At 39.1% G+C, this 13948-nt stretch carries 13 protein-coding genes; 5 read left to right on the plus strand and 8 right to left on the minus strand.

The window, feature by feature from the left end; translation table 11 throughout:
* The first annotated feature begins 57 nt into the window (after window positions 1-57).
* Window positions 58-531, plus strand: coding sequence for a regulatory protein RecX (locus BLQ18_RS01450; RefSeq protein ID WP_090291934.1), 474 nt, complete (start codon window positions 58-60; stop codon window positions 529-531).
* Here BLQ18_RS01450 and BLQ18_RS01455 read toward each other — a convergent pair whose 3' ends face one another.
* Window positions 532-1401, minus strand: coding sequence for a cupin-like domain-containing protein (locus BLQ18_RS01455; RefSeq protein ID WP_090291937.1), 870 nt, complete (start codon window positions 1399-1401; stop codon window positions 532-534). It lies immediately after the preceding gene.
* 105 nt (window positions 1402-1506) lie between these two features.
* The gene (locus BLQ18_RS01460) at window positions 1507-3339 is read right to left on the minus strand and encodes a TonB-dependent receptor plug domain-containing protein (protein WP_090291939.1); all 1833 of its coding nucleotides are present in this window, start codon (window positions 3337-3339) and stop codon (window positions 1507-1509) included.
* 97 nt (window positions 3340-3436) lie between these two features.
* Here BLQ18_RS01460 and BLQ18_RS01465 point away from each other — a divergent pair, with 97 nt between their 5' ends.
* Entirely contained in the window at window positions 3437-4930 is a 1494-nt protein-coding gene (locus BLQ18_RS01465) for an aminotransferase-like domain-containing protein (RefSeq protein WP_090291941.1), read from the plus strand.
* 51 nt (window positions 4931-4981) lie between these two features.
* Here BLQ18_RS01465 and BLQ18_RS01470 read toward each other — a convergent pair whose 3' ends face one another.
* From BLQ18_RS01470 to BLQ18_RS01480, 3 genes are all read right to left on the minus strand, one after another.
* The gene (locus BLQ18_RS01470) at window positions 4982-6412 is read right to left on the minus strand and encodes a flotillin family protein (protein ID WP_090291942.1); all 1431 of its coding nucleotides are present in this window, start codon (window positions 6410-6412) and stop codon (window positions 4982-4984) included.
* 5 nt (window positions 6413-6417) lie between these two features.
* Window positions 6418-6993: a hypothetical protein gene (locus tag BLQ18_RS01475; protein WP_090291944.1), complete on the minus strand. Its 576-nt coding sequence runs from the start codon at window positions 6991-6993 to the stop codon at window positions 6418-6420.
* Between the two features lie 71 nt (window positions 6994-7064).
* Complete coding sequence (locus BLQ18_RS01480; RefSeq protein ID WP_139150347.1) at window positions 7065-7274, minus strand: hypothetical protein; 210 nt, start codon at window positions 7272-7274, stop codon at window positions 7065-7067.
* Window positions 7275-7362: 88 nt separating this feature from the next.
* Here BLQ18_RS01480 and BLQ18_RS01485 point away from each other — a divergent pair, with 88 nt between their 5' ends.
* A complete protein-coding gene (locus BLQ18_RS01485; protein ID WP_090291949.1) occupies window positions 7363-8862 on the plus strand; it encodes an ArnT family glycosyltransferase in 1500 nt (499 codons plus the stop codon).
* A gap of 18 nt (window positions 8863-8880) precedes the next feature.
* Here BLQ18_RS01485 and BLQ18_RS01490 read toward each other — a convergent pair whose 3' ends face one another.
* Window positions 8881-9267 (minus strand): putative signal transducing protein, encoded by a 387-nt coding sequence (locus BLQ18_RS01490; RefSeq protein WP_090291952.1) that lies wholly within the window; start codon window positions 9265-9267, stop codon window positions 8881-8883.
* Between the two features lie 110 nt (window positions 9268-9377).
* Between BLQ18_RS01490 and BLQ18_RS01495 the strand changes: the two genes are divergently transcribed.
* Window positions 9378-11174 (plus strand): M61 family metallopeptidase, encoded by a 1797-nt coding sequence (locus tag BLQ18_RS01495; protein WP_090291954.1) that lies wholly within the window; start codon window positions 9378-9380, stop codon window positions 11172-11174.
* Window positions 11175-11705 carry a GNAT family N-acetyltransferase gene (locus BLQ18_RS01500; protein ID WP_090291956.1) on the plus strand — a complete coding sequence of 177 codons (531 nt, stop codon included), beginning with the start codon at window positions 11175-11177 and terminating at the stop codon, window positions 11703-11705.
* Window positions 11706-11979: 274 nt separating this feature from the next.
* On the opposite strand, the gene BLQ18_RS01505 is transcribed toward BLQ18_RS01500, so the two are convergent.
* Together BLQ18_RS01505 and atpD are read right to left on the minus strand one after the other, a co-directional pair.
* Window positions 11980-12258, minus strand: coding sequence for a F0F1 ATP synthase subunit delta/epsilon (locus BLQ18_RS01505; RefSeq protein ID WP_090291959.1), 279 nt, complete (start codon window positions 12256-12258; stop codon window positions 11980-11982).
* Between the two features lie 73 nt (window positions 12259-12331).
* Complete coding sequence (gene atpD / locus BLQ18_RS01510) at window positions 12332-13840, minus strand: F0F1 ATP synthase subunit beta (RefSeq protein ID WP_090291961.1); 1509 nt, start codon at window positions 13838-13840, stop codon at window positions 12332-12334.
* Between the last annotated feature and the right edge of the window lie 108 nt (window positions 13841-13948).

The following is a 13948-nucleotide window of genomic DNA, read 5'->3' on the forward strand; positions in this document are numbered from 1 at the left end:
ATATAGAAAGCGACTCCAGCAATGGGGTCGCTTTTTTGTTTTATGTACTTTTGAAATATGCAGTTTACCAAAACTTACACCCTTACCGAAGCGACCAAAAAACTGGAGCACTACTGCGCCTATCAAGAACGTTGTCACCAAGAAGTAGTTCAAAAATTAAAGGGAATGCGCATGATTCCCGAGGCCATTGATCAGATTGTGGGTCATCTTATCAAGGAAAACTATTTGAACGAAGAACGCTTTGCCAAAAGTTTTACGCGGGGAAAATTCCGAGTTAAAAAATGGGGCAAAAACCGCATAGTTCGAGAGCTTAAAATGAGAGATATTACTGCTTTCAACATAAAAAGTGGCCTTAAAGAAATTGAAGAAGCGGAATATTTGACCAACTTAGATGAACTTTCCAAAAAGCGTCTGGAGCAAATCACAGAAACCAACCCACTCAAAAAAAAGAAGAAACTAGCTGATTATCTCCTGTATCGTGGTTGGGAAAATCATTTGGTGTACGATAAAATCAATGAGTTGATTCGTTGATCAGTCTTGCACCAACAACTTTTGGGTACGCAAAATCGCTTGCTCATTTTTCCAATCAATCCACTCCTGCCCTTTTATTCTGCGCATAAGATTATCAAAGTGGCGCATCACAAAAATATTGTAGACCGCTTTGCTAAAGTTCTTGGGCTTTCTGGCAATGGCACGTAAACTCATGGAAAATCCTGGAGTGATGTACTTCATGTGGTGCCAATAGCCTTCGGGAATATACAGCACGTTACCATGCTCTAAATGAGTGATGTGTCCTTTTGCCTTTGAAAGTGCTGGCCATTTTTCCAAATCGGGTTCTGCAAAATCAATATCCTCCCTGGTTATTAAAGAATGTGGAATCTTGTACAAGAATTTGGTCTCGTCCTGTGAAAACAGAATACACTGTTTCTTTCCTTCAAAATGAAAATGAAAAATATTGGCCAAATCAATATCGTAGTGCATGAATGTATGGGAATCCTCCCCTCCGAAAAAGAGCATGGGCAATCCTTTCATCAGCCTTAAACCAAAATCAGGATAAGTGTAGTCCTTTTGTAATTGTGGCACCTCTTTTAACACATTCCAAAGAAATATTCGGTATTTGGTTGGACCGCTTTTAAGCAAATCCACATATTCCGACATCTTCATTTGTGCATGCGGTTCGTTGAAGCCCTCATCGTGTTTAACAGGGCGGTCGTCATACAATGGCACTTGTTTATCCCCAGCAATTTCCTTCATATAATCCAAGTTCCATTTGGAATATGCAGGCCAATCCTCAATAAAGCGCTCAATAACTACTGGCTTCTGGGGCTTGAAATATTTTTTAAGAAAATCCTTTTTGGTCAAGGTTTTTTCCCGAGGTATCTGTTCAAGGTTCAGCTTCAAGATTTCAAGGAGTTTGAATTCACTAAATTAATAAAAGGTTTTAAAATGTTTATCTAAACCTTATTCTTTGAACATTAAACTCCCCTTTTGTTTTGCTGTTTCGTTTTATTGAAAACTATATCTCAAACCAAATAGCACATTACTTGGCGGCATAGGTATAAAGCCAGACTCAATGTAATCTGCATCGAAAATATTACTTGCAGTAATGGTAAATTCCGCCTGTTTCACTTTAACCGCCAACGATGCATCCCAAACATTATAGGTTTGTCCCGTAGTACGTTCTGCATACTTATAAATTATGTTTTGACGTACATTTTTGAACAATTGCGTGCTTAGGCGCGTGGTATATTGGTGTTTTAGCGTGTTTAATGAGTAACGGGACAATTCTTCGTTTTGATCTAAAATATTGTCATCTAAAAACGCATAGCCTACACTTAAGGTTTGCGTAAAGTCTTTGAACTTAAAATTATAGGCAGCATCCAGCTCCAAACCTTTGGTATTTACTTCCGTAATGTTTGTTGCAACAAAGACATCTTCAGAAACATCATTTCTAATATAATCTATTAGATTGTCTGCGTCTCTATTAAAAATGGCAACGCTGGCATTAAATTTAGGAGTGGTATACTTTAGGCCCAGTTCTTGCGCAAAAGCTTCCTCTGGCTCCAAATCTGGATTTCCACTGGTAACTGGGTCGTTATAGAACAGATCTGTATACGTCGGCACGCGGTAGGTATATCCAATATTACCATATGCTTTAAACGAATTGGAGAGGTTATACCCTATATCCAAACCAGGGAATGCTTTAAACTTAAAGTCTGAAAAATACGTTAGCGCCACGCCTGGGGTAATATCCAACTTGTTATCTGCTATACTAAAACGGTGCTCCAAAAACACATTGGACATGAAACGGTTTCGGCTGCCTAGATTGTTACTTCTTAGATAGATCTCAGAAAACTCTACCCCAAATCCAGTAATTCCCAATTTAGAGGCGTAAGATGCATTGGTTTCCACACCTATTTTATTAGAAATATGCATGTTCCTATAAAAATCTGGTTCATCTCGCCTCAATAGAAACAGATCTTGATTCCGCTTCCAATAGACTCTTGGCTGTATTTTTAGCTTGTTTTTCTTAAAGGTGGTAGAAAATGCCAAAAGGCTGTTTTGGGTTTCTTCGTACTCATGAAATGTAGGGTTGGTGGTATAAAAATTCTCAGCACCAAAATTACGCTCCAAGAAAGTAGCCGTCATTTCTATAGGCTGCGCATTTTTATTGAAAATACTCTTTAGATAGTAATTGCTATTATCGTAATCTGAGTTATCTCTATATCCCTCAGAAGTCATCCTTCCCACATGTAATATATGCGTCGAGTTTTCTGTATCGATGCCAGCAGTTGCACTTCCATTCAATTGTCCAAAAGAACCTGCTTCTACATTTAAAGAAACAGCATTATCCAAATCCTTCTTGGTAATAATATTGATTGCACCAGCAAATGCATTTTGTCCAAAAACCCGAGCTGCAGGACCTTTAATAATTTCTATTCTTTCTATAACCTCCAATGGCAAGGCTGCGTTCAAGGTGTGGTGACCCGTTTGTGCATCGTCCATTTTAATCCCATCTATCAATAATAAGGTTTGGTCAAAACCACCACCTCTTATATACAAATCTGCTTGGCTACCACCTGTACCACGTCTTCTAATATCTACACCTGCAACTTGTTGTAACAGATCTACCACATTCACAGCAGCACTATTTTTAATAGCATTGGAAGTGATAATGTTTATGGTTCTTGAATTTTCCTTGAAAGGAAGGTTGATTCGGTTTGCGGTCACCACAACTTCACTTAACGAGTCTACTTTTATAGCATCATCATCCTGTTGTGCTTGTACCTGAAAAGCAACTGCAAGTAATATCGCAGAAAATAAAATTGATTTCTTCATTATCTAAGCTTCTAAAAGGCAAGTTTTTAAGTCAATTAATTTTATGCTGCAAAAGTCCTAACTTTCCGGACGATTAAACTAGTCCAGTTTTAAAACAATGAGTAGTCCGGTATTGGATTTATTGGTCAAACTAATATCTATAGATAAGTCTATTGCACAACCTGTATACGTACAGGTGGCACAACAGATCACCAACGCCATTCAACGTGGTTATCTGGAAAAAGGCAGTAAGTTACCTGGAACACGGGGTTTAAGTGAGTTGTTGAACGTTCATCGCAATACAGCTGTCGCCATTTATGATGAATTGTCCTCGCAGGGTTGGGTAAACATCATACCCAACAAAGGAACTTTTGTGGTAGTTCCAGAAGATTCCAAAGTTAAAATCAAAGCCACCACACAAACTATCAATCAAGTTTACGAGCATCCAAAAACTCCAGGATTTCCGTTCCAACAATCCTTTAATCTGGCATCAACCAAAGAGGAGACCTCTGCTAAATATTCCATAAATGATGGTAAGCCCGATTTAAGATTACATCCTGTTCACCAATTTTCTAGGTGGTACAGTGCTGCTATGAAACGAAAGCCTTTGATCAATAAATGGAATAGAACCAGTGCTTTGGCACCTTCTATTTTTAGCACGCAACTTTGCAATTACTTAAATGCCACCAGGGGATTTCATATAAAACCTACCCATTTATTGAATACCCGCAGTACGGAAATGAGCCTGTATATCGTTTCGCAGGTATTGATTAATCCAGGCGATTTGGTGTTGGTTGGACAACTCAGTAATTATGTGGCCAACATGATATTTCAACAAGCTGGGGCAAAAATAAAAACAGTACCTGTTGATGATGAGGGATTGGACATTGGTTATTTACAAAAGCATTTGATACATGAACAAATTCGTTGCATTTATGTTTGTTCCAACAGGGACTATCCTACAACCACAACACTGAGCACCAAAAGAAGGCTGCAATTATTGGAATTGGCCAAAATCCATGGTTTTGCCATAATCGAGGACGATTTTGACCATGATTTTCAGTTTGAAGGGTCTTCCATGTTGCCCATGGCAAGTGCAGATGCCAATGGAAATATTATTTACTTGGGTAAACTGGGGCAGTCCCTATTTCCAAGTTTTCATACGGGGTTTGTTGTGGCACCAGAACAAGTAATTACAGAAGCCAATAATTACTTGCAATTATTGGATACCCAAGGAGACCTCATACAAGAACAAATGCTTTCGGAACTGATATCCGAAGGCGAAATATATCGGCTCAAGAAAAAAAACATAGTAACCTACAAACAACGTAGGGATGCTCTATGCGCTCTTTTAGAAGAACATTTTGACAACATCCTTCAATGGCAAATGCCTTCTGGTGGACTTGCCATGTGGTTGCGATTTAAAAAACCCATATCCTTATTAAAACTGGCCGAAGAAGCTGAAAAACTGGATTTGTTCCTTCCAAAAACCATACTTTATCAAGATAAAAATACTTGCGCCATACGTTTTGGTTATGGGAATTTAAACGAGGGAGAACTTAAAATCGTAATTGAAAAGTTAAAACAAGCGTACCAGTTAGTGGCTGCTTAAAATAAAAAGAGACCATTTAAAATGGTCTCTTTATTAGATGAATTCTATAAACTATTCCTCTTCCGAGGTCTCTTGAGTATCTATTTCCTCCTTAAATGCGCTTTGTTTGTCGCTCTGGTCCTTTCCTTTTAAGTATTCTGGCAACTCCATTCCTGCCATGTTGAACATTTCTTGCAATGGCGGCACGGATTTGTACATGCCAGAAATAAAGTTTGCTGTAGAATTCTTTCCGTCTTTACTATTTCCAGAATCCCAAACAGTAACCTTATCAATTTTGATATTTTTGATGGCCTCTGCTTGTTTTTCAACCAGTTCTGGCAATTTATCAGCAATCAACAAGAGTACCGCATCCTTTGGGCTATTACCCGCAGCTTGAACAATTTTATCCAAACCTTCGGCCTGTTTAGTCAATACCTCAAAAATACCTTTTGCCTCTGCTTGAGCTTTGAATAGAATTGCATCGGCCTCTCCTTTGGCTCTTCTTCGAATCATTTCTGCTTCGGCTTCAGCCTCAATTTCCACTTTTTGTTTGTCAATTTGCGCTGGAACCACAATATCGGCCATTTGGGAGCTACGTTCTCTTTCAGCCCTTGCGACTTCCGCATCTCGTTCTGCAGAATACGACTCTTCCAAAGCTTTAGCTGCCTGTACTTTTTCAGAGGCGATTGCGGTTCTTTCTGCTTCTGCTTCGCGTTGCCTTCTTAAGGAATCTGAATTGGCTACATCAATTTTGGCAATGTTTTCACCCTCTACCGCTTTTGCGTTCGCCGCAGCCACTTGGGTACGTTCATCTTGTTTGGCATTGGCTTCACCAATGGAACCATCCCTGTTTTTTTCTGCTACGGATTTCCTTGCCGCGTTGATGGCGTGGGCCGCTGCTTCTTTACCCAAAGCTTCGATATAGCCAGATTCATCAACAATATCCGTAATGTTAACGTTGATCAATTTTAGACCCACTTTCTTCAATTCCGATTCCACACTTTGGGAAATATTGGTAAGGAATTTATCCCTGTCAGAATTAATTTCTTCAATATCCATGGAAGCCACAACCAAACGAAGCTGACCAAAAATAATTTCTTTGGCCAAATCTTGAACTTCTGGCAATCCGAGGCCTAACAAACGTTCAGCGGCATTTTGCATAACACCTGGTTCCGTAGAAATACCTATGGTGAATCTAGAAGGCACGTTTACCCTAATATTTTGTTTACTCAGTGCATTCTTTAAATCCACCTCTATGGAAATGGGCGTTAAATCTAAATACTCATAGTCTTGAATAACAGGCCAAACAAAGGCTGCCCCGCCATGAATACATTTAGCTGAATTTCCAGTCCCAACCTTTCCGTAAACCACAAGAATACGGTCTGAAGGACACCTTTTATACCTCCGAATGAAAGAGACAATTATGATAAAGAAAAATAGAATGGCGAAGCCGATGGCCAGCAATGTGGCACCTCCAGCCATTTGTAATGGTAGTGTTAGCATAGTAGTTATTTATTTAAAAGATTTACAATCAAAATTCCTGTATCGGTTACTTCTTGCACCTTAACAACATTCCCTTGAACCAAATCATGGTCCTCGTCCGTTAGAGCCGAAAGCTCACGTAAAGTACCTTGTACATTAACCGAAACTTTTCCTATTCGAGTACGATTTGCTCCGATGGTTAGGTAGACTTCTCCGATTTGATTTACGGCATTGGATAATTTTAGTGTTCCACTGCTCTGTAATTTGGCCAAATAGTAGAAAAGTGAAGCCATCGCAAGCATCATTAAAAGTCCACATACCACTGAGATTATAACAGTAAGTCCCGTAGACAATTCATTTTCGATACATGCAATTCCAGACCAACCAAAAATGGTAAAAAAGCCCATCAGGTTTTTAAAGGACAGAAATTGAAAATCGATTCCAGTATCGGCCTCAATATCGGTATCCACATCTCCCAAATCATCCACATCACCTCCAATTAAGGTCATAATTACAAGAACCAAAAGGATGGCTGAACCAGCAATAGCAACAATCCAATAGACTTTTTCAAACACAGTCAAAGCTGCAAACCAATTTTCCATGGTAATAAAATTTAAAGTTGGTACTAGGTGTTAAGATAAGACTTTGTGCAGAAATTCTTATAGCACTAAAGTTATCTTTTTGAAAGCAAAATGGACATAGCATTTCCACCAAAGACCACAGCATTCACCATGACTTTTTTAATGGTTTTTGGAAATGTTTTGTAAGTGACGAACGGAATGGATTTTGGCCTCTGGTGGTTAAGCATCAACACTGCTAATTCTAAGCTGAGTGAACCAGAAGCTCCGAAGATTTGTCCTACTTTCCATTTATTGGTAGTCAAAAATTGAGTTTTGTTACAAAATACTTTTTCAGCGACTACAGAATCACTCAAAACATTCAAATTTACATATATTGCCAAATGATAAGTAATGGGCAAAACAATCCAACGAAACGTGCTTAAAAAATTCCCCTTTCCCAACTACAAAAACCTTGATTGGAAAACCGTTTTCCTGATTTTATTTGTGGTTGCCTTGATCATTCGTTTTCCATTTTTCTTTAGGGACTATGTAGATCGGGATGAAAGTACATTTATTATTATGGGGCAATCTTGGGCCAATGGATTTTTACCCTATACCCAACTATGGGATTTAAAACCACCTGTAACTTTCTTATTTTTTGCCATCATCATTAAAATTTTTGGAAAGAGTTTTATTGCTATCCGTTTTTTTGGAAGCTTGTTGGTTGCCTTAACATCAATGTTCACCTATAGCATTGCATCAAAAATTAGCTCCAAAAAAATTGCCTTTTGGGTTGCACTGTTCTGTGTGTGTTTTCAAAGTCTCTTTGGAAGTCTGCAAGGAGTAATGTCCGAACATATTTGCACGTTCTTTTTTGTTGCGGGTCTTTTTATTTTATTTCTAAAAGATGACTCCAAATGGTACTTTACCACAGGACTTTTGTTTGGACTTTCGGTAATGACCAAATTGAACATGGTATACCCTGTTTTGAGTTTGGGAATTTACTTTTTATGGGAAGGATTTTATAAAAAACAGCTGAGAACCACTCTTAAAAACCTTGTTTTTATGGGAATTGGTTTTGTGTTCACCATTGCACTGACTGCATTACCCTATTATTTACAAGGTAATCTCCAAATTTGGTGGGCATCTATATTTGAGGCCCCATTGGCCTATTCCGAAGGGAAATTTCATTCTCCATTAAAGACCCTGCCTTTTCTTGTAATTATTTTAGGGTTGCTCGTAACTGGATTTCGACTTAAAATTATTGATTGGAAATCCAGACCACTTCAAATCCTAACGGTTATTATTCTTGGAGTACTTATATCGTTTATGCAAACTGGAAAAGTTAATGGACATTACCTGATTCAACTTTACCCATTTATTTTGATTCCGATTGGCATCGCGATTTCCAAACTGCCCGAACTTTCCAAAAAGTATAGGCCGATTGTAGTGATTCTTTTGTTTTTGATTCCCATGGAATCATACTTGGAGTACGCGAATATTATTTCGAACAAATTGGAAAAAGGAACTTTTTTTAATGGAGAAGGATTTACAGTTCCACAATATATTTTGGAAAACCACCTAGAGACTAAAAACATATTCTTTACGGAATATCACATCGGCTATTGGGTGTTGGGCGTATCCCCTCCCACCAAAGTAGCTACCCATCCCAGTAATATTACACGGGAAGAATTGTTTCCCTACATGCAAAACCCTCGGGAAACAGGATTGGAGGAATTGCACTATATCATGGAAATTGTGAAACCCAAAATCCTGGTAGCTCGTGAGGGCAAGGAGATTTTCGATAAAAAATTATTGGATTTCAATGCCTATATCGACAATTACCTTAAAGATAATTACACCCTAATCGCAACTGTGGATCGAGGTCTTATTTATCAACGACTCGAATAATTCCAGTGACAGATAATTTTATCTAGCGGGCTTGGTAATAAAATTGCATTGCATACACTGGTATTTTCTGGGCTCAAAGAATGGAAACAGCTTATAGAAGACATTACTTCTTGAGTAATATATTTCGGATTTGGTTGCTTTACAATTCGGGCAGACAACAGGGTTGCCTAAATTATCTGTTGCATAATTACGAACTTCATCAAAAATTTCCTTGGCCCGTTCCCTGTCACTCGAGTACACTTGAAGTTTAACTCCTCCCAAAGCCGCACTGATCAAAGGGTCTGAATTAATGGTGGCTTCATCCCTTAAAAAAACTGGGATGCCCTCCGCCTCTAGTTTCCCTTTAATAACTACAGCATCCGCTGGAAACTCAAAGCTTCCCAAAGTGTAAAATTCAGTTTTCATCCTTCCAAATATTTTTTGAGGGTTCGCAAAACGCTGGGAATTTCTCCCTAACACAAATGTAGTACTTCCTGTTTTTAAGCCCTATCTTAGTGCGTCATAAACCTATTGCAATGAAATTTACGTTCTCCATATTCTTTTTGTTGTCCGTTTTGTGCATTTCTGCTCAAACGAATACCTATCAGATCTCCTTTGAAAATGCAGTGCATCACGAAGCGGTAATCAAAGCCACATTCCCCGATTTGACTTCGGATATGGTAACTTTTAGAATGAGTAGAACCTCTCCAGGGCGATATGCCCTGCACGAATTTGCTAAAAATTTGTACGGATTTAAGGCTACGGATAGCAAGGGCAAGGTTTTAAAAGTAACCCGCCCAAACCCTTACGAGTGGCAAGTTTCTGGTCATGATGGCACCATAAACATTGAATATATCTTGTTCGCCAACCGAGGAGGAGGAACCTATTCTCAGGTAGATGAAACCCATGCCCATTTGAATATTCCCGCGACTTTTATGTTTGCTCCATCCTTATTTGATAGAGCAATAGAAGTGACATTTGATCTTCGTGAGGACTTAAATTGGAAAGTGGCCACACAGTTGCCACAGGTTTCTGGAAATACGTTTTCTGCTCCGAACATGTACTATTTTATGGATAGCCCAACGGAAATCAGCAATTACATGCTTCGCTCTTTTACAGTTGACGGAAAAACCATCAATTTGGCTTTGCACCATAATGGAACGGAAGCAGAAGCTGATGAATATTTTGAAAAAGTAAAGAAAGTGGTATTAGCCGAAAAAGAGGTATATGGTGAGCTTCCTGATTTTGATTATGATGCTTACACATTCTTGGCCTGTTACATTCCAAACGCTTCAGGTGATGGAATGGAACATAGAAATTCGACTATTTTGACCAGTACCCGCAGTTTGGCCAATGGAGGTATGGAACGCAATATTGGAACCGTTTCCCATGAGTTTTTCCATGCTTGGAATGTAGAACGTATCCGTCCAAAAAGTTTAGAGCCTTTCGATTTTGAAGAAGCCAATATGAGCGGTGAACTTTGGTTTGCTGAAGGTTTCACCAGTTATTATACCAGTTTGATTCTTTGTAGAGCGGGTTTAATTACCCCAAAAGCATATGTTGAGGGTCTTGCAGGCACTTTTAATTATGTATGGAATTCTCCAGCTCGACAGTTTTTTAATGTGATTGAAATGAGCTACCAAGCACCCTTTGTGGATGCTGCTACTTCGGTAGATCCTGTGAATAGAGACAACACCTTTATATCTTACTATTCCTATGGAAGTGTGTTGGGGTTGGCCTTGGACTTATCCCTCCGTGAAGAAAATCTCAATTTGGATGATTTTATGACGTTTGTTTGGAAGAAATATGGTAAAACTGAAAATCCATATACTGTTGAAAACTTACATGCCTCATTAAATGATTTTGCAGGTAAGAAATTCGGAGACAGCTTTTTTGAGAATTTCATTTATAAAAGCAATATGCCCGATTATAAAACTTTGATTGAGCCGATGGGGGTTATTTTGGAGCAACCAAAGGCTGAACCTTATTTTGGGGCCTATGTATCCATGAATCCCGATAATAAGGGTTACAAAGTAGTACGCAATGCAGTTATGGGAAGTCCAGCTTATAAAGCTAGATTAGATCAAGGGGATGTGATTACTTCGTTAAACGATATTGCATTAACCGAGGGTGAAAAATTTGAGGATTACCTTAAGAAATTCGAGCTTGGTCAGGAATTGAGCGTGAAATTCACAAGATTTGGAGAGCCTAAGACCACTACTTTAATACTGTCTCCAAGTCCTGATTATGTGTTTAGCTTGATGGAGGACAAAAATCAAGAACCATCCAAAAAGATGCTGGAACAACGCAAAGCTTGGCTTAAAGTGGATTAAATGATTACCTACAAACAAGCGGAGACCTTGGAGGAGTTGGAACAGATTCTGGCTCTTCAACAGCGTAATTTGCCCAAAAACATTTCAGCTGAAGAAAGTTTAAATGAAGGCTTTCTCACCGTAGAGCATGACATGGATATTTTAAAGGCTATGAATGATGTATGTGGCCACATTATTGCCGTTGATGATGATCAAGTAGTTGGTTATGCCTTATGCATGCATCCTAAATTTGCCCTCTCCATTAAAGTACTACAACCCATGTTCGTTGAAATCAATAAAGTGATTACTGGTAAAAAAAATTACATGGCCATGGGGCAAATCTGTGTAGCCAAAAGTCATCGCGGAAAAGGGATTTTCAGGAATTTATATCTCACTATGAAAGAAAAACTACCCGATGGATTTGACACCATAATCACCGAAGTGGACGGAAAAAATAAGCGATCCTTGGCCGCACATGCTGCCATAGGATTTACCACCCTTAAAGTATATATGTCAGGTGATAAAGAGTGGCATCTTGTTGCACTCCAATAAAAAAGTTGAAAATATTTTGTAACTTACTGGTAATATGAGCATTCCAATTGAAATGATATACTTGGCGGGATCCATTACCCTAGTCGCCATTTTTATATGGCTCACTGGAGTATTTACAAAAAATAGTAAAGGGTATCGACCTAAAAACAGAAGGTCTAGAGGAGATTGGTAAATCTTCAATCGCACTTGCGATCTAAATAAAAGTATGCCATCTTACAGATAAAAAAAGGCCACTCAAATTGAGTGGCCTTTTTTGTGAATGAATTCAATTTATTTAATCGGCTAGGACAATAATTTTATTGTCTTTCATCTCTATTGTTCCACTTGTGATGGACAACAAAGTTTCGCCGTTTTTCCCTGTGGAAAATTTATCTTGAAAAGCTTCATCGATTTTGATGTCACCTTTTACCTTAACATTTCCTGCTTGCAGCAAAGAAACGATCGGGGCGTGATTTTCCAACATTTGAAACTCTCCATCAACACCAGGTACAGTAACTGCTGTTACCTCGCCTGAGAATAAAGTCGCTTCGGGTGATACTATTTCTAAATACATGTTATCTAGTTATGAGTTATAAGTTTCGAGTTTTGAGTTACTCTGAACTCCTAACTCTTTACTCTTAACTTGTTTATGCTTCAGCCAACATTTTCTCTCCAGCCTCGATAGCTTCTTCGATGGTACCTTTAAGGTTGAAAGCAGATTCTGGCAAGTGATCCAATTCACCGTCCATGATCATGTTAAATCCTTTGATGGTATCCTTAATGTCTACCAATACCCCAGGGATACCAGTAAACTGCTCAGCTACGTGGAAAGGCTGAGACAAGAAACGTTGTACACGTCTTGCTCTACCTACGGCCAATTTATCTTCTTCAGAAAGTTCTTCCATACCCAAGATGGCAATAATATCCTGAAGCTCTTTGTAACGTTGCAACAACTCTTTAACACGTTGTGCACATCCGTAGTGCTCTTTACCCAAAATCTCAGGAGTCAAAATCCTAGAGGTAGAATCCAATGGATCCACAGCAGGATAAATACCTAACTCAGCAATTTTACGTGAAAGTACGGTAGTTGCATCCAAGTGAGCAAATGTTGTCGCTGGTGCAGGATCCGTCAAGTCATCCGCAGGAACGTAAACCGCCTGTACGGATGTAATGGAACCTCTTTTTGTTGATGTAATTCTTTCCTGCATCGCACCCATTTCGGTAGCCAATGTTGGTTGGTAACCTACCGCAGATGGCATACGACCCAAAAGTGCGGATACCTCAGAACCTGCCTGGGTGAAACGGAAAATGTTATCTACGAAGAAAAGTACATCTTTTCCCTGTCCTTCTCCTGATCCGTCACGGAAGTACTCAGCAATAGTCAAACCAGACAAGGCAACACGTGCACGTGCTCCTGGTGGCTCGTTCATCTGACCGAATACGAATGTTGCTTTGGACTCTTTCATTGCGGCTTTATCCACTTTGGACAAATCCCATCCTCCTTCTTCCATAGAGTGCAAGAAATCGTCTCCGTATTTTATAATTCCAGACTCCAACATTTCACGAAGCAAATCGTTCCCCTCACGAGTACGCTCTCCAACACCTGCAAACACGGACAAACCACCGTGACCTTTTGCAATGTTGTTGATCAACTCCTGGATCAATACGGTTTTACCTACACCGGCACCACCGAACAATCCAATTTTACCACCCTTTGCATAAGGCTCGATAAGGTCGATTACTTTAATCCCTGTAAAAAGTACTTCTGTTGAAGTGGAAAGATCTTCAAACTTTGGAGCTTCCCTGTGAATTGGAAGTCCATTGTCTCCAGCTTTAGGAAGGTTTTCCATCCCGTCGATGGCATCACCGATCACGTTGAATAGTCGACCATATACATCTTCTCCGATTGGCATTTGAATTGGAGCACCAGTGGCAACAACTTCAACACCTCTACTCAAACCATCGGTAGAGTCCATGGAAATGGTTCTTACCGTATTCTCACCAATATGTGATTGTACTTCCAATACCAATTTGGAACCATCGGCTTTTGTAATTTCAAGGGAGTCATAAATTCTTGGGATTACTACCCCAGATTCAAACTCAACATCAATGACCGGGCCTATAATTTGGGCAACCTTACCTGTTACTTTAGACATTAGTATGTTTATTTTTAATTGAATACGCGGAAAATGACCGCTATTTTTTCGGCTGCAAAGATATGCTTTTACATTCTTATTCAGAAACCGATTTCAGCTTTTTTTTCA

Source organism: Flagellimonas zhangzhouensis (assembly GCF_900102925.1).
Lineage (GTDB): Bacteria > Bacteroidota > Bacteroidia > Flavobacteriales > Flavobacteriaceae > Flagellimonas > Flagellimonas zhangzhouensis.